The sequence below is a fragment of the Spongiimicrobium salis genome, from assembly GCF_043678055.1.
GTDB classification, from domain to species: Bacteria; Bacteroidota; Bacteroidia; order Flavobacteriales; family Flavobacteriaceae; genus Spongiimicrobium; species Spongiimicrobium salis.
On record NZ_JBHEQA010000003.1, the window covers coordinates 211,811 to 237,988 of the forward strand.

Below are 26,178 nucleotides of genomic sequence, written 5' to 3' on the forward strand. Positions count from 1 at the left end.
TTTAACTCAACAGGATAAGGGCTATTGTAACAAGCGCAGGAATGGCCTGCACGAACAAAATCTTTTTTGAAGCCGTCAAAAAACCATATATACCGGCGACACCAACACAAGCTAGAAAAAACAAAGCAACATTTTTGCTCCAGTTCGTGTCACTTATCACTAAGGACCAAATTAGGCCCGCAGCCAAGAAACCATTATACAATCCTTGATTGCCTGCTAAGGTCTTTGTCTTTGGGAATAACTCTTTTGGAAAATTACGAAATATCTTAGGGCCTCGTCTTTCCCAGGCATACATCTCAAACCACATAATATAAAGGTGTAATAGGGCAATAAAAGCAATGCATATTTTTGCTGCTATACTCATGTTCTCGTTTTTTTAGGTAGGGTTCTTCCTTGTTCTTTTACCCTACAAGATACAGTTTTGCGTTGTAAAAGACATCCTATTGAGGAAATCCAGTGATTTGACTTTCTCCATCATTTAAAAATTAAGCATAAAAAAGCAGCAAGTAAACTTGCTGCTTTTCCAATTCTATTAAGAAATTTTCTTTTCCTAGTTTTTGATAATCTTGGTTTGTGACACCAATTTTCCACTGGCATCGCTAAGTCTCAAGAAGTAGATACCTCTTGGCACATTTGCCATATCCAAGGTACCACTTCCCTGTGCATTCATATCAAAATCGAACTCAGGATATACGACTTGTCCAGCAAGGTTGAAAACGATTCCTTTCAAGGTTTGTTTCTTCTCCCCTTCTAAAGTTACCGTCGCCGTTTCTACAACAGGATTAGGGTACAATACCGCTGCATTGGTTTCCTCTGTTTCTTCACCCACACTAGTATCTACCACTTCAAAACTTATTGTAAAGTCTGCGATACGCTCTCCACGTCCACGCTCTTCACTGTAAAGAATGGCTGTAACCGTATTTGTTCCCAATGGGAAGTTCACCGGAAAGAAATCTCCTTCGATATCTCCATCCAAAGCATATGGTGCAAAATTCTCTATATTAAACCTAGAAGCACCATTGAAATCAAAGACTACACTTCCCACAGGAGTTCCAGAAACACGTGCTTCAATACTCAATCCAATGGGGAAACTCGCTAAGTCTAAAGTAAAGTTGGCAGGAATTGCTCCAAGAACCGTATTGGCATCCGCATCTACCAATAAGAAATCAACGGCAGGTGCAAGTACCTCAAAGTTAATCGTTACCGGAGCTCCATTTCTTCCTTCACCGCCTTCATTATTAAAAGGAGTAGCCGTTACCGTATTTATTCCTTCTACAAAGTCTACTGCAGTAAAAACACCTTCAAAATCACCACCTAAAGAGTAAGGTGCTACATTCTCCGTACGGAAACCTGCTTCACCGTTAAAATCAAATACCACACTACCAGCTTCATTGGTTCCAATGTTCGCGGTAATACTCAAGTTATCTATATCTACGACAGCAGGATCAATCGTTCCTCCATCGGCAATAGTGCCTATTACCGTATTGGTATTGGTATCGATCAAGAAGAAATCTGCAATCTGAGGAAGTCCTGTATCGATGACCTCAAACGTAACTCCAACAGAAGCTCCTTGCTCACCAGTTCCTCTAGGTCCGGTAAAGGAAGTTGCAATAACCTGATTCTGCCCCAAAGGCAATTCAATAGCGTTGAAATCTCCAGTGATATCTCCTCCCAATGCATATGGAGCAAAGTTTTCCGTTTGGAAGTTTGCTTCCCCATTTAAAGAGAATACCACACTACCTTCGCCAATATTATCGGCATTGGCTACAATATTGATATTGGAAGTTCCCAATAGGTTATAATCAATAACATCTCCCTCGTTCAACGTACCTAAAACTTCATCCGTATCGGCATTGATCAAACTAAAGCTACGTACACCCACCTGACCTGTAACCTCAAAAGTAGTTGCTACGATAGTGGTTGGGTTTACAGGGTCATTACTTGTGATGGTAATATCTCTGTTATAAACTCCATTTGGTAATAAAGTAGCATCAAAAGTAGCTTGAAGTTCTACCGTTTGTCCTGGATCTACACTAGCTGTAGTTGGACTTAAGGTAATAAAATCGTCACTCAAAGCTCTGGTTAAGAATGTGAATCCTGTTGTATTGATGTAGTTTGCACCGCCATCCAAACTAAAGAAATAGGTATTTGCTCTAGCTGGCGTAGGCACATTGGGATCATGTCCTTGTTGATTAGGTGAACCTGTATTTGGATAAACATGCAATACCCAGAAAAACTCACCAGCGCCAAAGGTCAACGGTGTATCCAAGACTTCTCTTCTTAATTCCCCATCAGGGTTTAAATCCGTAATGGATTGTACTGCTAAAAGTTCTCCGTCATTCGGCGTTGCTCCACCTCTTATAATAGCTAAAGTTATATTTACCTGCTGCAAAGGCCCTGTATTATAAGAATTTTGAATAGTATTTAAAGTAAAATCACTACTCGTTTCAAATCGAGTCGCAATAATTATAGGAGCTCCAGCTACACCGACGAAATTGTTGGTAGCTGAAATACCTGAGTCATAACTGATCTCATCTACCAAAGCAAATACATCGGCATTGAAATCCAATGCACTGGCACCGCTATTACTAATACTTATAGTTTCTGTTCTCGTTAGTTCATCATCGGAAGCCGTATTGATGCTTACTTCCAAACTTGCTGGATCTATAGCAATTGTTGGAGGTACAGTAACCGTTAAACTTACTGGAATCTCTATGGTAGGTGTTTCCGGATCATCACTATTTACATTAATAGTTGCCGTGTATTCTCCAGCTTCCAAGGATCTTGTATCAAAACGAACGCCAACCCGAGTAGTGTTTCCTCCAAAAGCTACCGTTCCTTCTGCAGGCAAGACCGATACAAAAGGAGCATTTTCATCTCCATCTATAATCTCCAGGTTATCTACATCTAAAATTGAGCCTTCTGTTTCCATTAAAGATAAGAAAACCACTTGCTCAATGATAGGTGTAAATGCAGTACCCGCGAATATTTGTGTATCATCTATAAAAATAGTCAAGGTAGCATCATCTCTATCTACGGCAAGACGTAAGTTAAAAAATCCTTCTGGAGCTGTTACTCCAGTGGCAATTAGATTTCCTCCTTGTTGAATAACCACAGAACGATCTGGGTTGAATCGAACCCGTGTCACTATTGTTCCCGCTGTTGGAGAGTTAGGAATCACATCCCAAGTAGTACCAGTTCCTTCAATACTCATTCGCATAGAAACCACCGAAAACGGTTCAGCACCAGCTGCAATTACCGGCGAAAATGCCAACGGCAGGCCTCCTCCAGTACCAAGACCATTGGAAACGCTTCTAAGATTCAAAGCACCTTCTGCAGGGTTTGCATCTGAAATCACCCAGTTATTGGCCAACTGCGCGACCCATCCCATTTGTCCATTAATATCTCCCGGCGTAAAATCCTCAAAATCGGTCGCAAACAAACTTGTAACCATAGTATTTAAGGCTGGAACCGGTAATGTTGTAGTCAATGCGGAAAAATCATTTTCTTCTTCCACTAAACTTGCAAAGTTCATGGTCTTCAGACCATTTCCACGAATAGCGGCCAAAGTACCTGCCACTCTTGATTCAAAAGTAGTTGCCTGTGCACCATCAACGGTAATACTAAAATTAAGATCTCCATCTCCAGTGTTGGTAATATTCAAATCTCTGGTCACCACCTGAAATTGATCTAGCGTTTCGTCATATTCCGTAGGGTCCACGCTGATAATTGGAACCTCGGTACCGTCCAATACACGAATAATGATTGGAATTTCAGAAACAATGTCCGTACCTACAACGGTTAATACCACGCTTTCTTCATATACGCCGCCAGGAACATCAGCGGAATCAATATCTACGGTGATCGAACCACTTTCTCCAGAAGCAATCGTTAATTCCTCTGGGGCTATGGAAGCGATTAATAAGGAACCTTCGCTCGGAGTAACAGCGAGTATTATTTCATTTTCTGAAAGGTTTCTAATAGAGAATTCCTGAGTTCTAGTATCACCCACAAACAATTCATCTCTAAAATTCCTAGGAGTAGCGGAGATTGTAGATCCAGAAGATAATTGCCATCCCATATCCCTAAAATGACCTCTCGTAATATCTCCAATATTAAAGTTGGATTCTGATTGCCCTATCGCTGGTGTCATTAATGAATTTACATCACCTGCAGGAAAAGTAGCTTCGTCCCAGTGGGCTAAACTAGAGCCGCCAGCAAAAGTAGTTGGCGCAAAAATTCTTGGATTTACTCCATTTAAGGCCGCAACGGCAAAGTTACCATCCACAAAAACATCATTACTTGTGATAGCATCTCCTAAGGCTACTGAAGGGTCTGGTAAATCGGAAAGTCGGTTCCCTTCTCCATCTACAAGAAATACACCAAAAATGGAAAGATCTCCTCCTCTTCGTATCGTTCCACTTCCTGTATTTGTGTCAAATCCTCTTATAGCACTAAATCCAAGTCCATGTCCGATTTCATGCAACGCTACAGAAACAAAATCAGTTTGACCTGCAGGAGTATTTCCATCCAAACCGAAATAAAAATTAATTCCTGTTCCCAAAGTTACTTGCAAGTCATTTCTATTGGGTATCAAATCCGTTCCAGCCAAGGAATTTGCCAAGGCAATTGGATACAATACATCTGGCTCGGGAGCCCCTGGAAAGTTAGCAACATCATTTAGAGCTCCAGCTTGGGCTAAAACTCCGGGAGCCAATCCTCCAAATTCAGCTGAAATTCGAATAGGTACTGAAGAGACTATTTCTTGTGCCCAAATGTCTATAGCAAACTGGAAGGCGGCCATGGCCTCAGGGTTTGCCTGTGCACCAGGACCAAATTCTACAAGGATTTCAGCAGTAGGATTTCCTCTTCCCGTTAAGTTCAATTGTTTACTTCTGGCAGCAAGTTGCTCCATCCCTAGTCTAGAGTTCATCTCCTCATGCTTGACAGGACACGAAATTACTTCACCAGGAAATACCTCCATTTGCTGCGCCTGCAGCCCTTGCATACTTCCAAAAAGGAAAACAGTAAAAACTAGGAATAAGTGAATGGGATTTACGAAAGAATTTCGCATAGCATTCCCATCACTTACGTGGTAATTTTTTTTCATAGGTTCTTTTTTTAGATTAATTAAGGGCGGAATGTACAGTATTTAACAAGTTCTTACCAAAATTTTAACAGGGGCTATTTTTATGATTTCTTGCTTACAATCTGGAAGTAACGATTAGACTACTGGTTGTTAGTTTGTTATGATTTGAAAGTACACGAATAACTTTTTCGGAATATTTGTTACATTTAAAACAATTTGCATTTCATCGATAAAAAACGCTTTTCATCGATACTTCATTCTTTGAATTAAAATTGTATTTTTAAGCAAAATTCGTTATTTCGCATTATCCAACACTTTAAATCGATATTTTTTATCAATTCCATATTTTTTTGAGCACTTATCCGCATATTATGAAAAATCTATATATTGTATCTCTCCTTTTCTTTTTATCAATTTCTAACGGTCTGGGGCAAACGGTCAGTGAAGGTCCTTTTCCACAACTTATTATTCGTGGCGTAATGCTGATCAATGGAAACGGAGCTCCTCCACGGGGTCCTGTAGACATCGTTGTTGAAAACAATAAAATTGCCCAAATCCAAGTAGTAGGTTATCCTGGAGTAACTATTAATGAGAGCAAAAGGCCCAAACTCAAAAAGGGGGGCAAAGAACTACAATGTGAAGGTATGTATCTCATGCCTGGTTTTATAGATATGCACGGACATATTGGTGGTATAGCCCAAGGAGCTGAACCCGATTATGTTTTTAAATTGTGGATGGCTCATGGAGTGACTACCGTAAGGGAACCTAGTGGACGTGGGGTGGACTTTGCATTGGCACTTAAAAAGAAAAGCGAAAAAAACGAAATCGTTGCTCCCAGAATTTTCGCCTATACTGGCTTTGGACAAGTGAGCAATACATTTAACCCTTTAAACGACGCTCCGATTTCCACACCTGAAATGGCAAGACAATGGATTCGGGCCAACGCCAAAAAAGGGGCAGATGGAGTGAAGTTTTTTGGAGCGGCTCCCGACATCATGGCGGCAGCATTGGATGAAAATAAAAAACTAGGTTTGCGTTCTGCTTGCCATCATGCCCAATTGGATGTTGCACAATGGAACGTGCTGCATTCGGCAAGAGCGGGTTTAACCTCTATGGAGCATTGGTATGGGCTACCCGAAGCCTTATTTGAGGATCGTACCGTGCAAGACTACCCCTTGGATTATAATTATCAAAATGAACAGAATCGTTTTGAAGAGGCCGGAAAGTTATGGAAACAAGCCGCTAAACCTTTTTCCGACCATTGGAATAGTGTCATGAATGAATTAATTGATCTGGACTTCACCTTAGATCCCACCTTTAATATTTATGAAGCCAGCAGGGATTTACAGCGAGCGCGAAGGGCGGAATGGCATGAGACCTATACCTTGCCCTCCCTATGGGATTTTTATCAACCCAGTAAAATATCCCATGGATCGTATTGGCACGATTGGGGTACAGAACAGGAAGTTGCCTGGAAGGAAAATTTCAAGCTGTGGATGACTTTTATCAATGAATATAAAAATAGAGGAGGCCGGGTTACCACAGGTTCAGATTCCGGGTTTATATTTCAATTGTATGGTTTTGCGTATATCCGGGAACTGGAATTGTTGCGCGAAGCTGGCTTTCACCCCCTAGAAGTCATTAGATCTGCTACACTGAATGGTGCAGAAGCCTTGGGCATGGAAGATAAAATAGGAAGCGTAAGTGTAGGCAAATTGGCCGATTTTGTCATCGTGGCCGAAAATCCGCTTAAAAATTTAAAAGTGCTCTACGGAACCGGAGCTGTTAAACTAACGGAAGATAATGAAGTAGTCCGTGTAGGAGGAGTAAAGTATACTATTAAAGATGGTATTGTATATGACGCAAAACAACTTTTAGCTGATGTTAAACGTATGGTAGATCTTGAAAAGCAAAAATCAAATTATAAGATCTTACAACCAGGAATCAAACAATAATATCCCAAACATGCTATGGGTTATCTACGCTTTACGCGAACGGGAATAGGGCGCATTTGCTCTTTTTCTTTTCTTGGTTTTATGGTTAAAATAGTATATGCTGTGAATAGGATGATTAAACTACCAATGATTATCATAATTATGCCAATTTAGATTTGCTTCTTTTTGTTTTGAAAGACAAGGCTTTCTTTACTCTTGAGTTTTTGAACATATATAAACGAGCTACGCTATTGTCATTTTTCTTTGTAGCAGGGGTAAAAGTATTCAACGTATTTTCCAAGGTTGTGGTTGTAGTTACCACAGTAGTAGTAATTGTGTTTACTTTAGTCTCAGTTTTACGGTTGGTATCTTGAGCCTGAGTTGAAAAAATTCCTAAGAAGATAACGAAAAGTAAAGTGATAATTGCTTTCATAATATGCGATTTGGGTTACGTAAATTTAACTCCAAGATGGCCTTGACCCCCTTTAAAAATCGCTCAAACCCTATTATCTTTCGGTAAATGACAAAAAGTTAGATGTAGTGTAAAAAAAGTCCGATAAACGTTTTTGGTGTGAAAAACACTTTATCGAAACAATATGATTTTAATCGAGATTTAAATCCCCACTGAAAAGAAAAAAATATGTTGGGATTGTAGTTTTTGAAGCATCTAAAATGGTTCCAACCCCAAAACCTTATATGTTATTGGATACACTAGCCTTCCCTTCGCAATACGGCTAAGGGAGGGCTTTTAAGTACGCCACTACTATTGGTTAAACCAATTGCCAATACCAGAGCTGTAATACCTGGTATCAATACAAGAAAGGGAACCCAGGAAGGAACAAAGGAAGCTTCGAATACGAAACTTGCCAATAATTGACTACTGATCAAGGACAATACCACTCCCATGCCACTACCCAAAATACCAAGGTAGAAATATTCCAGGGCAGTTATTTTGAGTATTTGCTTTCCTTTGGCCCCTAAAGTTCTAAGCAGCACACTTTCCCGTATACGTTGATATTTACTTGTACGTACCGACCCTATCAACACAATAATCCCTGTTAGAATACTGAAAAAGGCCATAAAATTAATGACCCATGAAATTTTGGTCAAGACACTTTGCACCAAGCTAAGTATTTGACGTAGGTCCAAAATAGAAACATTGGGAAACTTCTTCACCAATTCACGTTGTAAGGAAGCCGAGGCCTCTGCTGTAGGCACATTGGTAGTCAACACATGAAATTGGGGCGCCTTCTCTAAAACTCCCGTAGGAAATAATATGGAAAAATTCAATTGCATTCGTCCCCAATCTACTGCGCGGATACTGCCCACTACCGTTTCCATTAATACCCCTTGTACATTAAAGGTTATTGGATCTCCAATCTTTACTTGGGCATCTCTTGCTATATTGTCCGATATGGATATTGCTATTGGTCCATCCCCCACTCTTTTTGAGGTCCATTCACCTTCCACTAATTTTTCAGAAGCGATCAAGGAGTCCCTATAAGTGACTCGAAACTCATGATTCAGAATCCATTCATTGACATTCGCTGTAGAATCGCTACGTATTTCATTAATAGGTCGTTCCTTAATGCTATGCACGCGCATGGTGATGATAGGAATATTGTTAATGATAGGCAATCCCTTAGGTGTTATGCTATTTACAAGGGCTTCCTTTTGCTCGGATTGAATGTCCAGTAAAATCATATTAGGACTTTGCGCACTATCTTCCAGCTCTGCCTTGGCCAACAACATATCTTTGGTAAAATATAAAGTACTGATCAAAAAAGTTCCCAGACCAATGGCCAGTAACAATACCATGGTTTGATTGTTTGGCCTAAAGAGATTTAGCATGCTTTGTCTGCTGGTAAACCCCCAAGAAGTCGGAAAATATTTCTTTAAAAGGCGCATAAAGGCAATAGCTATTCCTGCCAAAATAGAAAAAGTGAACAAAATGGTACCTACAAACCCTAAGGCACTTACCCAATTCTCCAACAACCAATAGGAAAACAAAAAGATAAAAAATAGGATGCCCAATAGCATAAGTACCTTTGCCTTTCTTGTGGTATTTTTTGAATTCTCCTGCACTCGAAGTACTTGCAAAGGAGAAGTATACCAAGTCCCCATCAATGGCAATAACGCAAAAAGAACGGACATGAGCACGCCGAGAAGCAATCCCATAATTACGGGTTGCCATGCAAAGGACAAACTCACTTCAAAAGGAAGAAAGTCTTGTAGAATCAAAGGAAAAGATTGTTGCAATAAAAGTCCGATCAAGGTACCTATAATTCCTCCCAACAACCCCATACCTATAATCTGCAGAAGAAAAATAAAAAAGGTCTGTTTTCTACTTGCTCCCATACATTTCAATATGGCCACAGTAGCTAATTTCTCTCTAATGTAAATGTGCACCGAACTGGCTATCCCTACACAACCAAGAAGTAAGGCGATAAACGCGATTAAATTTAAAAACTTGCCCACATTGCCATAACGTTCCCCCATTTGCTGACTTGTAACCGTATGTGTATCCAAATCAGCATCTTCGGCATCCAAAATCGGATCTAAAACGGCATCCAACACTTCTAGGTCTGTAGTAGGTTCGGCCACAAAAAAATATTGATATTCCAAGCGACTCCCTACTTGTAAGAGTCCTGTTTCCTCTATACGGTCAAAAGGCATTAAAACAGGTGGGGCCACGGATGTAGATATGGCAGAACTTCCAGGTACAGATTTTAGTGCTCCGCTTATGGGTAAAATGGCATTCCCGATTTTGATACTATCACCAACTTTTAAATTGTATTGCAACATTACAGTGGCATCTACCAAAGCCCCTCCCTCTTCCTGATAGGTTTTGGCCGCGCTGATCGGCTCCGTGTCCAATTCTCCATAAAAAGGATATCCTCCTTCCATGCCTCGTATGCGCACCAATTTAGCTCCGTCATTTTTTGGAAATGCAGCCATAGAAGCAAAATTGACTTCCATGGCATCTGCTCCTCCCAAAGAGTCTATAATCCCTTGTACCCGTTCATTGGGAAGCTGTCGACTGTCAATAATGAAATCGGCCCCCATAAGGGCTTTGGATTGCGTTGCAATATTTTCCTTTAAGTTTTCACTAAAGGATTGTATAGATACTACGGCTCCTATTCCAAGGATGATCGATGCCATAAAAAGAAGAAGTCTACGACCACTGGCCTTCCCATCGCGCCAAGCCATTTTAAGCAACCATTGAAAACCCGCCTTTGAAGTTGTACTATATGCCGTCACAATTATATCGTACTTTCATTAACTACTATTCGTCCTCCTTTTAATCGTAAGATATGCTGTGTCCGTCCCGCAAGATCCAAATCGTGCGTAACAATGACCAATGTAGTTCCGGCCTCTTTATTCAATTCAAATAACAACTGGATGACTTTCTCCCCTGTTTCTTCATCCAAATTCCCGGTAGGTTCATCTGCAAATAGTATAGAAGGCTTATTGGAAAATGCCCTGGCCAACGCTACTCGTTGCTGTTCCCCACCAGAAAGTTGGGAGGGATAATGATGAAACCGATCTGCCAAGCCCACTTTATCCAACAACTCCATACTGGAACGAGAGGCATTTTTAACGCCCTGTAATTCCAAGGGAATACTCACATTTTCCAATGCAGTCAAGGTGGGGAGCAATTGAAAGTTTTGAAAAATAAACCCTACTTCCTTATTTCTCAATTGGGCCCGCTGATCTTCGTTTAAATCCTGTAAGGAAGTCCCACAAAGTGAAATACTCCCTGTTTCAGGTTTATCCAAACCGGCACATAGGCCCAATAAGGTCGTTTTCCCGCTTCCCGAAGGACCAACAATCGAAAACGTGGCTCCTGCATCTACAGCAAAAGAAATATCTTCCAATACTGTTAATTTTTTCGACCCGCTCGTATAGCTTTTTCCTAGGTGGTCAACGTTTAATATCTTTGACATCTAACTTATTTTCAACGAAAGGCAAAATAAGGAAATGATTTGAATATATACCACTTAACATGATACAGTCCTTCTTAAAGTTTCGTTATTTTTTTATGTTTCTACTTGCCTTATCCTGTAAGGATGCTACCGAGAAAAACGAAAATGTTACTACTAGCGTTGAGGGTGTACAAAAAGAAGCTTCTACCCCTACAAAAACAAAGACCATTCTTTTTTTCGGTGATAGCCTTACGGCTGGGTATGGTCTTGATCCGGAAGAAGCCTTTCCTGCCCTTATACAGCAACAGTTAGATTCGCTTCAACTGAAATATACCGTAATCAATTCGGGTTTAAGTGGCGAAACCACGGCCAGTGGCAAAAACAGACTGGAGTGGGTCTTAAACCAAAAAATAGATGTTTTTGTCCTAGAACTTGGTGCCAATGACGGACTTAGGGGTATTCCTTTATCGGAAACCCGTTTGAACTTACAACTCATCATCGATGCAGTTAAAGAAGAAAATCCTGAAGTCCAGATTGTATTGGCAGGTATGCAAATTCCTCCAAATATGGGCCAGGAATACACCTTAGAATTCAGCACTATTTTTCCTCAGCTTGCGGAGGCAAACAACATCCATTTGATTCCTTTCTTATTGAAAGATGTAGGAGGCATTCCCCAATTAAATCAGAGCGATGGGATACATCCCACCATTGAGGGGCATAAAATAGTAGCTACCAATATGTGGAAGACCTTAGGACCTATTGTCATGGAATAATTCCTAATTTAGGGCAATTTAAACAAGATATTGGGGTCTGGACAATTCTCTTTATAGAATTCAACATCCTTTTCAGCACACACTCCAGGGTAGTCTCCATGCATTCCCTCCATATCCACTATCAATTGAAAATGAAGATGGGGAGCATAATTCACGTTTACTTCAGGAGTCCCAAGACGAGCAATGGCAGCCCCCTGTGCTATTTCTTTCCCTATGTACAATTGATCCAAAGAATCCAGCGAAAGATGACCGTATAGGGTATGAAACTTACAGTTTGCATGTTCATGCGCTAAAATAATGGTAGGACCATAATCCCCTTTTTGGGAATTGTTCTTAAAACTATGCACTTTTCCTGCCATAGGAGCCACTATTGTAGTTCCTGCTTTTGCCCAAAAATCGACCCCTAAATGTATTGTCCTAGGTTCGGCATCCATCCCAGAGAAATTGGTGTTTCCTTGATAAAGATTACGCTTTTCCATATATCCGCCATATGCGACCAACGCCTTATTTTTCCGACAAACGGTATCTACGTATTTCTGACAAGATATAGGGTCGGTGATGTCAAAATCCGACAAGGCTAAATTTTGATTGGAAAGATCAATTGGAGTATATTTATCTAACTGTATATCAGCACTTAAAACGAATTTTCCCTTAATTTCACCAAGAACATCACGTAAGCAATTCATAGGATCAAATATAAGCTATCACTCCTTAAAAGTTGCAATCAACAACATTACCGTTCATCGAATATAAGGCTTCGAAATCATAATCTTTAGTAATAAAATGTAATTTAGATTCCTTGTTTTAAGGATATTACGAGAATTTTACTAAAAAAAACACGATTATGAAAAGCCCCTTATTTACACAAAAAAGTCCCAAACTTTTTGTTTTTTTGATGACCATCTTATGGTTTATTTCATGTGATAATTCTTCCTCGTTGGAAGAAGTTGTAATCTCAGATACGCCCACTGAGGAAGAAATGCCGCCAGAAGAAGAAACACCCCCACCTTCAGATACTACGAGCTTATTGCGCATTAATAGTGGTGGCGGTGAAGTTACTGTCGGCGACCGTGTGTTCCAAGCCGATCAATATTTCAGAGGAAATTCAGAACCTTTTACAAATCCAAGTGTTACCGCTATCGACGGTACCGAAGAAGATGAAATTTTCCTTACGGAAAGGAATGCGGAGATGGATTTGGAAAGTTTTGGTTATGAAATACCAATTACCGATGGAACGTATACTTTAAATTTATTTTTTGCTGAAATTTGGTTTGGAGCTCCCGATGGTGGCGCAGATGGCGCCGGAAACAGGGTATTTAACATCGATATTGAAGGAGAGACTCGACTAATGGGGTTTGACATCAATAACGAAGTTGGAACTACAACGGCCATTACACAGACATTTACCGTAAATGTGCAAGATGGTCGCTTAAATTTTGAATTGATCCCTTCCATAAACCGGCCTAAAATTTCAGGTTTTGAGATTATTGGTACCGGATCCATATTGGACGAGACCGCATCAGGTCCTTCTGACCCAGTTCGCATAAACAGCGGTGGAAATGAAGTTTCTTTCAATGGAGTTACATTTTTGGCAGACACCTATTTTATAGGAGATGGTGAACCTTTTAACAATCCAAGTGTAACAGAAATTTCCGGGACGGATAATGATCAAATTTATCTCACCGAACGCAACTCAAACAGAACTACAGGTTTTGGTTATGAAATTCCACTAAACAATGGAAATTATACCATCAATTTACATTTTGCAGAAATTTGGTGGGGTGCTCCCGATGGCGGTACCCCAGGTGGTCCTGGCAATAGAGTCTTTAGTGTAGCCATAGAGCGAGAAGTTCTTTTAATGGATTTCGACATCAGTGCAGAAGCAGGAAGCACGACCGCGATAGTAAAAACATTTGTTGTGGAGATACGGGATGGTTTATTGAATCTAGACTTTATTACCGATATTGACCGCCCTAAAATATCCGCAATCGAAGTTATTGGAAACCCATAAAAAACTTGTCATTCGTACACAATAACAAGTTGTGTATCAATACAATAAAAAAATCAGGAAATTAAAAAATTCAAGAGCAGCTTTGCTTTTAAACGAATTTAATTTCCTGATTAACCTATAAATTAACAAAATCTTCTTCTTTTTAGCTACTTTTGTTAATAACTATTAAATTATAGTTAATAAATCCCAATCCATTAGGCATGATACATTTCGAGTTTAAGAAATTTTACTGGATTTTAAGTATTGTATTTTTTACTATACTCGTTGCTTGTTCGGCTGATACGGATATTATGACATTTGGTGATGGAGTACCTCTGGAAGTACCTACCGACGGAGATACACCTTCGGATGATGAAACTCCATCCGATGATGACACGCCACCAGATGACGATACTCCGCCGGACGATGACACGCCACCAGATGACGATACTCCACCGGACGATGACACGCCACCGAATGATGATACACCTCCGGACGATGATATGCCTCCACCCGATCCTTCTTCACTCTTACGTATCAATTGTGGTGGTGGAGAAGTAAATTTTGGGGACCTAACGTATTTGGCCGATGATTTCTTTAGCGGAGGGGGTACGTTTAGCAACAGCAATGTCACCGATATCGCAGGAACCCAAATGGATGAAATTTATTTAAGTGAGCGCAGTGCTGATAGTGATTTGGGTTCTTTTAGATATACTATTCCCATTAGCAACGGCACTTATCAATTGGATTTGCATTTTGCCGAAATTTGGTTTGGAGCTCCTAATAGTGGCCCAGACGGACCCGGAAATAGAATCTTTGACGTTTTTATTGAAGGGGAATCGTTTCTTATGAATTTTGATATCAATAATGAAGTAGGCACAACAACGGCCACTATTCAAACCTTTACTGTTGAAGTGCAGGATGAACGTATGGACATTGTTTTTACCAGTAGTGTAAACCGTCCAAAATTATCTGCCTTCGAGATTATCGGAAATGGAGAATTATTGGAAGATGTTTGTGAGTTTACTCCGTTAGCAGACTCCGCACTTGAAAAATTAGAGGCCCAAAGTGCAGAAGTAAATGGCCGCATTTATGTTTTTGCCGGCTTTTTGGCCGACCTCATCATCACGGACGCCACCGAAATATATGATCCCAGTACGGATCGTTGGTTAAGTGGTGCTCCTATGCCTTTGGCGGTGACACACATGGGAACCACGGTAGTTCAAGATGAAATCTGGATTGTTGGTGGATTTGCCGGAGATCATCCAGGAGTTGCTACAGATCGCGTACAAATCTATAATACCGTTACGAATTCCTGGCGTGAAGGGCCTCCATTACCCAATCCAAGAGGTTCAGGAGCTGCTGTATACAATATGGGGAAACTCCATTTCTTTGGTGGTTTGTTGCCCGATAGAAATACAGATGTAGCTGAGCATGTTGTCCTTGACTTATCCGATCAGGCGGCAGGTTGGCAAGTAGCTGCTGATATGCCTGTAGCCAGAAACCATCATAGTGGCGCTAGTGTTAATGGCAAGGTATACGCCATTGGAGGGCAAACAGGGCATGACCTTAGTGTGAATGATAGGGATCTTTTACATGTCTACGATCCAGCTACGGACCAATGGACCCAATTGGCCAATTTGCCTTCTAGACGTTCGCATTTTGAGCCCGGAACTATTGTTCACAATAACAAAATCATCATTGTTGGAGGTAGGCGTGGGAATTTCTTTTTTGAAAATATCACCACCTATGACCCAGCAACCAATACCTGGTCTGAGAATTGTCCGCTCCCCAACAAGCTTTTGGCCCCTGTGGCTAAAGTTTTTGGAAATCAATTGATCATAAGTAATGGGGGTATTGATGGTATTAATGAACCACAAAATAGCACCATGTGGATTCCAATTCAGTAAGCACTTCGTGGTGCAGTGGCCTTTAACATTTTTTAACCTCTTATTCGTAAGGTTTACGGCCTTTGCCTACTAATTGTTAAAATACAGACAATGAAGTTGATCAAAATTACATTATTGACGGTCGCTGCACTATTTTCAGCAAGCTGTCAATCCAAAGCGAAACAAACTACGGAAATTGCCCAACATGCCAAAAAACAGGAAGTAAAAATCTCCGCACAGGATTTGCAACAATACGAAACGGCCTATTTTGCCAGTGGATGTTTTTGGTGTGTAGAAGCAATTTACGAAAGCGTAAAAGGGGTAAAAGAAGTAGTTTCTGGATATTCAGGAGGCACCGAAAAAAACCCAACTTATGAACAAGTGGGAGGTGGATATACCAGCCATGCCGAAGCTGTAAAAGTATACTATGACCCTAAAGTGGTTAATTTTACTGAATTGGTACAGGTGTTTTTTGGTTCCCATGATCCAACCACCTTAAATCGTCAAGGACCAGATAGAGGTCCGCAATACCGTTCGGTTGCTTTTTACAAGAATGATAAAGAAAAGAAAATCATTGAAGGCTATATGGCAGCTTTGGTAGAAAAAAATGTTTACGACAGGCCAATCGTTACCGAAGTAGTGCCGTTTACCACTTTTTACGACGCCGAAGAATACCATCAGGATTACGAAAAGAAACATCCTAACAATTCATATATCAGAGCGGTTTCTATTCCTCGATTGAAGCGGTTTCAGGAGAATTTTCCGGAGTATTTAAAGAAAGAGGCCCACTAGAAGAAGTATAGGAGTTAAAGTCATATGACCCAAGCTATAAAAATTACTGTTTTTATAGCTTTTTTTTGCCTCAAAGAAATTCACAAAATGCAAGTAAGGATGTCTTAAGGAGCTTTATTCTTTTAGCACTACATCGCTATATTTGGAATTTATTACGATAGATTTATCCGTATTCCGGGTTTTATAATATCCTTTGTGCAGTGTTTGATCACTTCCTTTTGTTTTGCTCAATACCAAACTTGCCGGACTGGATAATTTAGAGGCCGTGCCGTTCACATAAATAGTGAACGGCGCGGTGGGCAAGTTGCAATGTAATTCTCCATTTTCAATGTTGATGTCAACATCTTTAAAGTTTTTGGAGACATAGTTAATCTGTAAGGGTCCAAAATCATTTTGAATCAATGCACTCTGTAACAATCGATCAATAGTGACATGGGAGGAAGTAGCATCCAAAATTAAATTTTGTACCTCTTTTAACTTCACTTCCTCAGAATAGGCAGCTTTTAATTGCCCATAATTCCACTTTTCCACACTGATAGGCGAATATGAGGCTTCAATTTCTGTATGATCCCCATCAATGGCGTAAGCAAATAAACTGGCATAGGCTAAATTTGCTTTCATATTTTTGGTGTTTTCTGCCAACTTTACTTCTCCGTGGCGAACATTCATTTTTAAAGTGGTGGATTTTGGCATTTTTACCCTGACCGTCTTCTTAATTTTATGCTTTCTCTTCTTAGAAGGGTAATAGATTGTGCTAGGTGTATTCAGCAATAAGGTATCTACGTTTAACAATAGTTCGTGGACATTAGTGGACAAGCTATCTACATTGAAATACAGGGTATCAAGAGCACCTTTCAGGTATTTTTGTCGTTTTTTTAATTGTCTTTCCCTGCGTTTTACCAATTCTTCCCTGCGCTCCACATATGCTTTTCGCCGCTCTTTCTTACGTTCAAGCAATGCTTTTTTTCGTTCGGCCCTTAGTTTTTCATACCGTATGGCCTTCCTATTTCTCTCTTTTTTAACCTTGGCCTTATTCTCTTTCAATTCTTTGCGCACCGCACGTTGAATTTCCTTGAGTGTAGCTCCGTGTTCTTTCTTCCACTCCTCAAGATATTTATCCCCATGTTTTTCAAATTCCTTATAATCAAAACTGAAATCGGAAAGCGCACCCCAATCAAAATCCAGTTTTATATCAGGGAATTCATATACATCGAACACGCTTTCGTCTAAATCGGGCAATTCGGGAATCACAATATCGAATTTGTAATTTCCTTGATGATGGAAATCCCGAACAAACCAAGGGTTTTTCTTTCCACTGCGAATGCTTACTGTGCTGCTATTTCCCCAAATTTCAAATTTATTTTTTTCAAAATAGGAAGCAGCTTCGTCCTCTGACATTCCTTCTACCTCGATCGTAACCTCTACTTGTATTTGGTTTTTATCCCAAGTTTCAAATTCAATATCGGTATAGGTTGTGTTAATATCCAAAACGGCATTGGCGTCCACCTCAAAGCTTTCCTTAAAATTTTTCGTTTGCTTTTGAGCCTGTAGGCCATTTACAAAAAAGGATAGCAATAATAGGGTTATTCCTAAAGATTTATATGTCAACTGTTTCATTTCTTGATGATTTTAATTCGTTCAACTTCGCTTTTAACTGTTGTAACAACTGTAACCGTAATTGCAAGTTTTTAATCAAAGCGGTAATGGTCTGATCATTGGGGCCTATTTCATTCAATTCTTCATTCAATACTTCATAGTCTATATTGAGCTCTTTTAAGCGTTCCATAAAACTATCTACCAGAAGTTTGTTTTCTTCGGACACCTCCAATTGTGATAATTCAAGGCTGATATTGGCCACATAATAATTCTCAACTTTCTTAAGGTCGGGCGACAGATCACCCAAGGAAATCGTTTCATCCTCTTCCGCTGTTGTATTATTTACGACCTCCTCTTCGGGTTTCCCTTCCGTAGATGTCATTAATAAGATACCTCCAAGACTGATAAAGAGCACAAAAACCGCTGCAACTTTCAAGAGGCCACGATACGACCGCTTTTGCACTGGCAAATCGGCATCCAACCGATCCATAAACCGAGCCTCATGTCCTTCCTTCATGGAGAAATTCGTTTCTTTTTCCTTACCGAACATTTCCCTAAGATCCTGTCCCATATACTTTATTTTTAAGTAGTTCCTTTAAATGCCCTTTACCACGAAGCAAACGTGTTCTACAGGCCGTTGGTGTCAAGTCCAAGATTGCTGAAATTTCTTTATGATCATAGCCCTCCACCAAAAATAATTGAACAACGTACCTATACTTCTCTGGTAATTTTTCCATTGCAGATTTCACCTCCGCTATGGTTGTATCATCGGTAACCGTCCAATCTTCATCCTCTACGACATGCATATAAACTTCATTGAGTTCCACGTGCTGATGTCGTTTTGATTTTAAGAAATCGATACTCGTATTCACAACGATACGTTTTAACCAAGCTCCAAAACTCACATCACCTTTAAATTGATCTATCTTTTGAAAGGCCTTTACAAATGCGTCTTGCAGGACGTCTTCTGCATCATCTGTATTCTTCAAAAAACGCATAGCTACGCAGAACATCGCATCACAGTACTTCTTGTACAGTTTCAGTTGTGCTTTGCGATCATTTTTTTTGCACTGCGCTACTAAATCAATTTGAAACATGCTACTCGTTTCGTTGTTGGTTACAATTGTTATTCTTCTTAAAGACGATTCAAAAATTGTGATGTTGCAGAAAACAATTAATTTTATAAAAATTAATAAAATACGGGTATTTGAATCAAGTTACCATTAAAAACGATCATATCTCGCTTACTGTTTTGGATTATGGGGCCATAATTCAAAAAATGCAGATCAAGACACCTCAAGGAACCTATATAGAGGGGGTTTTAGGGTATGAAGATCCAGAAAATTATTTAATCGATCCTTTTTTTTTAGGGGCTTGTGTAGGTCGCTATGCCGGAAGAATATCAGATGGAGGTTTTACCCTTAATGGAAAAAAATACCCCTTATCCACGGAAAATGACGTACATCTTCATGGTGGAAAAAGCGGATTCAGTAAAAAATTCTGGACTATTGACCAAGTAGAACAGGGCCCTACCCCCTATATTAGCCTATCCTATCTAAGTGCGCATTTGGAAGAAGGTTATCCGGGGAATCTAAAAGTTAAAATTACCTACAAACTTGTTCGGAATGAGCTTCATATCATACAAGAAGCATATACCGATGAGACCACCGTTGTCAACTTAACCAATCACTCCTATTTCTCTCTGGACCCGCACCCCGCTATAGCGCATTATCAGATGAAGTTGGAATCCTCCCATATTCTCGAAACAGATGATCGTCTTCTCCCCACAGGAAAACAGATTCCCGTGAATGACTCCCAATATGACTTTCGTCAAGAAAGGAAAATTGGGAATACCCGCTTGGACACGCCCTTTGTTTTGGATAAGGTGCAAAAGGAAACGATTTCCGTTGCTTCCCAAAAATCAGGATTATCCATGCAAATTAAGACCAACCAACCCGCTGTGATCGTATATACCCCGAACAAACTTCCTGGGATTTGTTTTGAAACACAGAATTTTCCGGATGCCCCCAATAATGCCTCCTTTCCGTCATCGGTGCTTCACCCAGGGGAAACCTATAACAATACTAGTATATTTAAATTTGGTTTTATACATTAGATTATCCAGAAATCACAAAATACATCGCGTATGAAATTTTTAAAATGGACTTTGATCGTGATAGGGGTATTGGCACTTCTTTTCTTTTTTGTCATTGGCCCCTATATGAAAACGCAGACCAAAAAACATAGTCCCGAGCAATCGGCTACTTATGTTGATCAAGATTCAAAGCTTGATTTATTGGTGAATTATAACAGTCCTTCCAAAAAGGGAAGGGTCATTTTTGGGGAATTAGTGCCTTACGATCAAGTATGGAGAACCGGGGCAAATGAACCCACAACAATGACGACAAACAGCACTATCGCGGTAAAGGGAAAAAACCTCCCCGCCGGCACGTATTCCATATGGACCATTCCCAGGGAAAAGAAGTGGACCGTTATCTTTAATTCAAATATTCCCGATTGGGGCGTATCCTTGGGTGTAAATGGCATGGAGCCTTCTTGGGACGAAGCCCATGACGTGATCAAAGTGGAAGTTCCAGTGGAGGATTTAAAGGAGGTTGTGGAAAATTTTACTATCGATTTTACAGTAGAAGATCAATTGTACCTTACCTTGGCATGGGATACCACGAAAGTACGCGTCCCCATTAGCACAAATTAAATTTGGAAAATCAAAAGAACATAGGTACCGAAAGTGCTTCTAAAATACGTTCCTTTAGAAAGAAAAACCTTTCTGCAACTGCACTGGTGCAAGGCATTTTTGAGGGAGATAAAACGGCCTTAGGGAGAGCGATCACTCTAGTAGAAAGTACCAATGCAGCCCATTCAAAAAAGGCAAATACAATCATTGAAAAATGCCTGCAACAACAACATAAGAGTATACGAATTGGTATAACGGGTGTACCGGGAGTCGGTAAAAGCACCTTCATAGAGACTTTTGGAAAAACACTTACGGCTTTGGGTAAAAAGGTTGCCGTTTTAGCCGTTGATCCCAGTAGTTCCGTTACCAAGGGCAGTATCTTGGGCGATAAGACCCGGATGGAAGAATTGGTAAAAGATCCCAATGCCTTTATTCGCCCCTCCCCTTCCGGGGATTCCTTGGGGGGTGTGGCCCGCAAAACACGGGAAACCATTATTTTGTGTGAAGCAGCAGGTTTTAATATCATCCTAATAGAAACAGTTGGTGTTGGACAAAGCGAAACTGCCGTTCACAGTATGGTAGATTTCTTTTTGCTATTGAAACTGGCGGGGGCTGGAGATGAGCTTCAAGGTATTAAAAGGGGGATTATGGAAATGGCAGATGCCCTTGTCATCAATAAAGCGGATGGTGATAACCTAAAACGTGCTAAAATGGCAAAGGTAGAATTTACAAGAGCCTTACATCTATATCCTCCAAAGGTTAATAATTGGACTCCAAAGGTATTGGCTTGTTCCGCCATGGAGAAAACGGGTATTCTAGAGATTTGGGAAATGATTTCCCATTATATTGATGAGAATATATCCCTAGGTCACTTTCAACACAAACGCAATGAGCAAAACAGTTATTGGTTTTTACAGACGGTTGAAGATCGATTAAAACAACGCTTTTATCAAAATCCCAAAATTAAAGAAGCCCTGGATGCCTTGCTGGCAGAGGTTACCTCCAATACCTTGTCGCCTTTTCATGCAGCGGAAAAACTACTGGCCTTAGAACGCTCAAAATAATTTCTTTCTTCTTTCCTTGTATAAAACGATATTTTTCCCAGTTAAAAAAAAGACATTGGCTTTTATCATTTCAAGCTTCCGAAAAGAGAAAGTGGAATCGAAATAAAAATCCTAAATTTGCCCCATCGTAAATCCATTACATGAACCCAATTACTGATTCTCTCTTGTCCATTGTTGTACCCTTATACAATGAAGAAGACAATGTTGTTCTACTTACTCAGAAAATACATGAAAGCCTTAGGGGCTATCAGTATCAAATTATTTATGTAGATGACTTCTCCACGGACAATACTCGTAAAGTGGTGAAAGATATGCAAGATGAGAGGGTACATCTGGTGATTCTCAAAAAAAATTATGGACAAAGTCTTGCTTTAGCAGCTGGTATCGATCATGCCGAGGGAGAATATATCATTACCATGGATGGGGATTTGCAAAACGACCCCAGTGATATTCCCCAAATGTTGGAGCATGCCGTTAATGATGATTATGATGTGGTTACTGGGATTCGGCAAAAAAGAAAAGATTCCTTGGTTAAGAAAATACCTTCCAAAATTGCCAATTTTCTTGTTCGCCGTGTAACTAAATTGGATATCAAAGACAATGGTTGTGCTTTAAAGGTATTCACCAAAGATATTGCCAAAGAGCTGAACCTATATGGGGAAATGCATCGTTTTATTACCCTATTGGCACATCTTGAAGGAGGACAGATCAAACAAGTACCCGTAAAGCATCATGCAAGACATGCAGGAGTCTCTAAATATGGGCTTGAACGTGTTTTTAAAGTGGTGGCAGACATGATGTTGTTGCTCTTTATTCGCAAGTACTTTCAACGTCCTATTCATTTATTCGGAATCATTGGGGTATTGATGATTATCCTGGGCATCCTGATCAATACTTATCTCCTGATTTTAAAATTTGGCCTTGGAGAAGATATTGGTACGCGACCTCTTCTGGTTTTTGGTATGATGTTGATCCTTGCCGGTATTCAATTGTTCACCATAGGAATTGTGATGGAATTATTGATTCGCACCTACTACGAGTCGCAAAACAAACGTCCTTATCGAATCAAAAATATTGTGGTAGGTGGCAAAATATCGTAAAAAAGGCATTACCCTTCTAAAACTCCTTTTTAGCGCAGTACTGCTCTACTTTATCTTTACTAAAATACAATTAAAAGATATCGCAAGTACCCTAGAGGAAAGCGAGCTTTCCTTCTTGCTTTTGGCCTTAGTGTTTTTTGTACTTTCCAAAGCAATAGCTGCTGCCCGATTGAATCTTTATTTCCATCAATTGGCCATTTGCCTTACTCAAAAAAGCAATCTAAAACTGTATCTATTGGGTATGTTTTATAATTTGTTCCTTCCTGGGGGTATTGGTGGGGATGCCTATAAGGGTTATGTGATAAAGAAAAAATTTCAGGTCGCTACAAAAAAGGTGGTTGCCGTACTTATTTTAGATCGTCTCAGCGGCCTACTTTTATTATTCATCTATGCCTGTATGCTGATCTTTGGGTTGGAACCCCATCTTTTTGAGCACATTGAATGGCTTTCGGGAATGGCAATAGTCCTCGGAATTATTGTTTTTTGGTTTTTAAACAAGAGATTTTTTGGCTATGTTCTCCCTATTTTCTGGAAATCGTTTGGATACTCAGCATTGGTACAACTCGCACAGTTAGTCAGTGTTTTTTGCATTTTGAAAGCTTTGCACATTGAACTCTATACCCTTGCCTATCTATTTATTTTCCTGATTTCATCTATAGTGGCCGTATTGCCACTCACTTTTGGCGGTATTGGCAGTAGGGAACTTACATTTTTTTATGGAGCGGCTTGGCTTGATTTAGAGGAGAATACGGCCATAAGTATAAGTTTGGTCTTTTTCTTGATTACGGCATTGGTTTCTCTTTTTGGAATAGTCTACCATATGAAAAAACCCGCATTGCAGACAATATCAAAAATTCAGTCTTTAAACAACCCTTAATAAATGTGGATTAAATAACGCTTTCTAAGGACGCGATTCCTAGTTGCATTGTTTAAAAATTTTAACTGTAGGCGAGTTATTCTGAACTGATCTACTTCGTGTTCCCTATCCCAGTCAAATCCCTTTTCACGAAGTTCTTTACGTTCTTCTTCTGTAGTATAGACCCAGATACTGTGCATATCCTCTAAAGCTTCGGCAGAAATAATCTTTACCGGTTTTTTGTTGTAAAAATCAAGTGCCCAAGTATGTGCTTCGGATAATTTATAGATATTATCTGTTGAAATTTCTTCTTTTGCAATCACTTTGGCCATCGTTGAACCACCTTGATATTTTAATAGGGAAGGGTAAAAATGCAGGTTGAGTACCATATTCAAAAGAATGGCGCTATAGGCTGCTAGGGTGATAATTCTTAGGTAATAAGATTCCCTTTTTAAACTGTAATAGATGGCAATGACAGCCATACTTCCAAAAATTGCATAGTGCCAAATAGCCACCTTTTTAAAAACAAAAAATACAATGAATGCCGATACGATAAATACCAAGCTCAAAATAAAATATTGGGCTCCCAATATGAATTTAATACGCTTTTTTTTATCCAGAATATAAAGACTGTGCAAATAAGATGCCGCGAGTACGGCAAATAAAGGGATGGTGATATTTAAATAATGAGGGAGTTTAAACTGGGCAAAACTAATGATAATGAAGATTAACGTAATACCTCCCAAAGTCAAAAATTCGTAAACAGGGTTATGCTTAAATTTCAATTTAATGATCGCCTTGGCCCTATTGGCATAGGCAATAAGCCCAATGACCGTCCATGGTAGGAAAACCCATAAAAAGGTATGAAAAAAGAAGAAATAATCACTACTGTTCTTTCCAACCCCCTGACCACTGAGTCGTTCAAAACTTTGTTCCCAAAAAATAAAAAAGATTCCGCTGCGGTTTGTGGTTCCACGTATAATTTTTTCGGGGTGTAGGTCAAATTGAAGATAATAAGCATATAACATGGGAGCAATACTAAGACCAAAGACCACCAATGCGATTAAAACCTTCCAGTTAAGGAGTGTTTTCCACTTTCTGGTATAGGCTAAATGGCATAACAAAGGAAAGGCGATGACCAAAATAGCGATTTGCCCTTTGGTGGAAAAAGCTATCCCTGCTGCAAAGGCCCCTAAAACAATATGTTTTAGTCTTTTTGATTTGACGTAAGCCGCCAATTGCCAAATAGCCAAAATAGTAAAGCCAGTGAGCACTGCATCAGTACGCACATCTATATTGGACAATACAATAGTTTGGGCAGTAAGAAAAATTAGGGAAGCTAATTTCCCCACATCCGCGTTATATAATAATTTTCCCAATCCAAAGCAGCTATATGCACCGAGAATAGATGCTAGAATCCCTGGAATTCTATAGGCCCAATCGTGAAGTCCGAAGATTTTAAAGGATAAGGCCGCCAGCCAATAGTGCATATGAGGCTTGTCTAAATATTCTTCGGTTCCCTTAAATAGGTTGATGAAATCATTTTCCTGAAACATCCGCATGGCCATCACAGCAAACTGTGCGGAGTCATTTTCAAAAAGTATAGAAAACATTCCTGCTATATATACCAAAAAAACAAAAAGCACTAAAAACCAGTATCTGGTATTAGATATCATACTCTAAATTTCAGAAGTGCAAATATATACAACTTTACAAATAAATAACTTAAAAACAGTCCAATTACAATTCCGGTAAGCACATCCAAAGGAAAATGTACTCCAATGTATATTCTACTATACGAGACCAAAATCATCCATAAAAGAAGGAAAATTCCTAAATACTTAAATTTCGACCAAAATAGATGGACAAAGAAAAAAGCGATAGCCGTGCTATTTACCGCATGTCCGGAAAAATAACCAAATTTTCCTCCGCAGGAAGCTTTTACCAATCGCATAAGGCTATTGATTTCCGGGTCATGACAGGGCCTTAAACGAGCCACGCCATATTTAAAAAAATTAGCCAATCCATCAGTCGCAGTAATCATTAAAGCGACAAAAACAAGCATGATCACCGTTCTTTTTAGACCTAATTGCTTAAACGAAAAGAAGGCCAATCCCAGATATAAGGGAATAGAGTTCCACTTACCAGTAATGAACATCCAAAAACCATCCCAAGTGGTATTCCCAAGTCCATTGAGGTAAAGAAAGAGTTCCTTATCAAACTGTATTAATTCCTCCATTGAAAATCAATCTTCATATCGCGAAATTTCCCTATCATAAAAAGCTGTTGCCGCTGTAATAAGGGTTTCTGCTTCTTCAGATAGTTCTTTTTCATCTTCCTTTGAGAAATCTTCGAGCCATTCCACTTCATCGTTTTCCAAATTGATAATGAATCTTGGATATTCTGTGTGTATGATAAAAATTGCGGTGGGATAATCTGTATTATCCCCCAATAAAAACTTTGGAAACTCCATA

General features: G+C 39.7%; 22 protein-coding genes. 10 read left to right on the forward strand and 12 right to left on the reverse strand.

All coding sequences use genetic code 11. The features are described from left to right. Position 1: 1 nt before the first annotated feature. Both ACEXOE_RS15750 and ACEXOE_RS15755 read right to left on the reverse strand, forming a co-directional pair. Entirely contained in the window at positions 2-364 is a 363-nt protein-coding gene (locus tag ACEXOE_RS15750; protein WP_394749796.1) for a DUF1304 domain-containing protein, read from the reverse strand. Between the two features lie 186 nt (positions 365-550). Continuing rightward, complete coding sequence (locus ACEXOE_RS15755) at positions 551-5,110, reverse strand: T9SS type A sorting domain-containing protein (RefSeq protein WP_394749797.1); 4,560 nt, start codon at positions 5,108-5,110, stop codon at positions 551-553. Between the two features lie 350 nt (positions 5,111-5,460). On the opposite strand from ACEXOE_RS15755, the gene ACEXOE_RS15760 reads away from it, so the two are divergent. Continuing rightward, entirely contained in the window at positions 5,461-7,044 is a 1,584-nt protein-coding gene (locus ACEXOE_RS15760) for an amidohydrolase family protein (protein ID WP_394749798.1), read from the forward strand. A gap of 139 nt (positions 7,045-7,183) precedes the next feature. Here ACEXOE_RS15760 and ACEXOE_RS15765 read toward each other — a convergent pair whose 3' ends face one another. From ACEXOE_RS15765 to ACEXOE_RS15775, 3 genes are all read right to left on the reverse strand, one after another. Then, positions 7,184-7,456 (reverse strand): hypothetical protein, encoded by a 273-nt coding sequence (locus tag ACEXOE_RS15765; RefSeq protein ID WP_394749799.1) that lies wholly within the window; start codon positions 7,454-7,456, stop codon positions 7,184-7,186. 278 nt (positions 7,457-7,734) lie between these two features. Beyond that, positions 7,735-10,233 carry an ABC transporter permease gene (locus tag ACEXOE_RS15770; protein ID WP_394750088.1) on the reverse strand — a complete coding sequence of 833 codons (2,499 nt, stop codon included), beginning with the start codon at positions 10,231-10,233 and terminating at the stop codon, positions 7,735-7,737. 53 nt (positions 10,234-10,286) lie between these two features. Beyond that, positions 10,287-10,970: an ABC transporter ATP-binding protein gene (locus ACEXOE_RS15775; protein ID WP_394749800.1), complete on the reverse strand. Its 684-nt coding sequence runs from the start codon at positions 10,968-10,970 to the stop codon at positions 10,287-10,289. A 62-nt stretch (positions 10,971-11,032) separates the two neighbouring features. Between ACEXOE_RS15775 and ACEXOE_RS15780 the strand changes: the two genes are divergently transcribed. Next, positions 11,033-11,722 (forward strand): arylesterase, encoded by a 690-nt coding sequence (locus ACEXOE_RS15780; protein WP_394750089.1) that lies wholly within the window; start codon positions 11,033-11,035, stop codon positions 11,720-11,722. Positions 11,723-11,730: 8 nt separating this feature from the next. Here ACEXOE_RS15780 and ACEXOE_RS15785 read toward each other — a convergent pair whose 3' ends face one another. Beyond that, on the reverse strand, positions 11,731-12,408 hold the full coding sequence (locus ACEXOE_RS15785) for a peptidoglycan DD-metalloendopeptidase family protein (RefSeq protein ID WP_394749801.1): 678 nt from the start codon (positions 12,406-12,408) through the stop codon (positions 11,731-11,733). Between the two features lie 158 nt (positions 12,409-12,566). Between ACEXOE_RS15785 and ACEXOE_RS15790 the strand changes: the two genes are divergently transcribed. From ACEXOE_RS15790 to msrA, 3 genes are all read left to right on the forward strand, one after another. Beyond that, positions 12,567-13,733, forward strand: a complete 1,167-nt coding sequence (locus ACEXOE_RS15790; protein ID WP_394749802.1) for a malectin domain-containing carbohydrate-binding protein — start codon at positions 12,567-12,569, stop codon at positions 13,731-13,733. Positions 13,734-13,933: 200 nt separating this feature from the next. Further along, positions 13,934-15,622 carry a Kelch repeat-containing protein gene (locus ACEXOE_RS15795; protein WP_394749803.1) on the forward strand — a complete coding sequence of 563 codons (1,689 nt, stop codon included), beginning with the start codon at positions 13,934-13,936 and terminating at the stop codon, positions 15,620-15,622. Positions 15,623-15,712: 90 nt separating this feature from the next. Further along, positions 15,713-16,393, forward strand: a complete 681-nt coding sequence (msrA, locus tag ACEXOE_RS15800; RefSeq protein WP_394749804.1) for a peptide-methionine (S)-S-oxide reductase MsrA — start codon at positions 15,713-15,715, stop codon at positions 16,391-16,393. Between the two features lie 114 nt (positions 16,394-16,507). Here the strand turns inward: msrA and ACEXOE_RS15805 are convergent, their stop codons facing one another. Genes ACEXOE_RS15805 through ACEXOE_RS15815 form a run of 3 tightly spaced genes read right to left on the reverse strand, consistent with a single transcriptional unit; the run spans position 16,508 to position 19,086 of the window. Beyond that, positions 16,508-18,010 carry a hypothetical protein gene (locus tag ACEXOE_RS15805; protein WP_394749805.1) on the reverse strand — a complete coding sequence of 501 codons (1,503 nt, stop codon included), beginning with the start codon at positions 18,008-18,010 and terminating at the stop codon, positions 16,508-16,510. Beyond that, positions 17,991-18,560 carry a hypothetical protein gene (locus ACEXOE_RS15810; RefSeq protein ID WP_394749806.1) on the reverse strand — a complete coding sequence of 190 codons (570 nt, stop codon included), beginning with the start codon at positions 18,558-18,560 and terminating at the stop codon, positions 17,991-17,993. Before ACEXOE_RS15810 ends, ACEXOE_RS15805 begins: the two co-directional genes overlap by 20 nt. After that, complete coding sequence (locus ACEXOE_RS15815) at positions 18,544-19,086, reverse strand: RNA polymerase sigma factor (protein WP_394749807.1); 543 nt, start codon at positions 19,084-19,086, stop codon at positions 18,544-18,546. The genes ACEXOE_RS15810 and ACEXOE_RS15815 overlap by 17 nt, the downstream gene beginning before the upstream one ends. Before the next feature lie 110 nt (positions 19,087-19,196). Between ACEXOE_RS15815 and ACEXOE_RS15820 the strand changes: the two genes are divergently transcribed. The 5 genes from ACEXOE_RS15820 to ACEXOE_RS15840 all read left to right on the forward strand — a co-directional run bounded on the left by ACEXOE_RS15820 (position 19,197) and on the right by ACEXOE_RS15840 (position 23,725). After that, the gene (locus ACEXOE_RS15820; protein ID WP_394749808.1) at positions 19,197-20,105 is read left to right on the forward strand and encodes an aldose epimerase family protein; all 909 of its coding nucleotides are present in this window, start codon (positions 19,197-19,199) and stop codon (positions 20,103-20,105) included. A 30-nt stretch (positions 20,106-20,135) separates the two neighbouring features. Next, the gene (locus ACEXOE_RS15825) at positions 20,136-20,705 is read left to right on the forward strand and encodes a DUF2911 domain-containing protein (protein WP_394749809.1); all 570 of its coding nucleotides are present in this window, start codon (positions 20,136-20,138) and stop codon (positions 20,703-20,705) included. Between the two features lie 2 nt (positions 20,706-20,707). Next, positions 20,708-21,748, forward strand: coding sequence for a methylmalonyl Co-A mutase-associated GTPase MeaB (gene meaB / locus ACEXOE_RS15830; protein ID WP_394749810.1), 1,041 nt, complete (start codon positions 20,708-20,710; stop codon positions 21,746-21,748). Between the two features lie 140 nt (positions 21,749-21,888). Then, positions 21,889-22,848, forward strand: coding sequence for a glycosyltransferase family 2 protein (locus tag ACEXOE_RS15835; protein ID WP_394749812.1), 960 nt, complete (start codon positions 21,889-21,891; stop codon positions 22,846-22,848). Further along, on the forward strand, positions 22,832-23,725 hold the full coding sequence (locus ACEXOE_RS15840) for a lysylphosphatidylglycerol synthase transmembrane domain-containing protein (RefSeq protein ID WP_394749813.1): 894 nt from the start codon (positions 22,832-22,834) through the stop codon (positions 23,723-23,725). The genes ACEXOE_RS15835 and ACEXOE_RS15840 overlap by 17 nt, the downstream gene beginning before the upstream one ends. Here ACEXOE_RS15840 and ACEXOE_RS15845 read toward each other — a convergent pair. The 3 genes from ACEXOE_RS15845 to ACEXOE_RS15855 are packed head-to-tail and all read right to left on the reverse strand — an operon-like array spanning position 23,722 to position 26,177. Next, entirely contained in the window at positions 23,722-25,380 is a 1,659-nt protein-coding gene (locus ACEXOE_RS15845) for an ArnT family glycosyltransferase (protein ID WP_394749814.1), read from the reverse strand. The genes ACEXOE_RS15840 and ACEXOE_RS15845 overlap by 4 nt on opposite strands. Continuing rightward, positions 25,377-25,943: a phosphatase PAP2 family protein gene (locus ACEXOE_RS15850; protein ID WP_394749815.1), complete on the reverse strand. Its 567-nt coding sequence runs from the start codon at positions 25,941-25,943 to the stop codon at positions 25,377-25,379. The genes ACEXOE_RS15845 and ACEXOE_RS15850 overlap by 4 nt, the downstream gene beginning before the upstream one ends. A gap of 6 nt (positions 25,944-25,949) precedes the next feature. Further along, complete coding sequence (locus ACEXOE_RS15855) at positions 25,950-26,177, reverse strand: hypothetical protein (protein ID WP_394749816.1); 228 nt, start codon at positions 26,175-26,177, stop codon at positions 25,950-25,952. Position 26,178 lies beyond the last annotated feature (1 nt).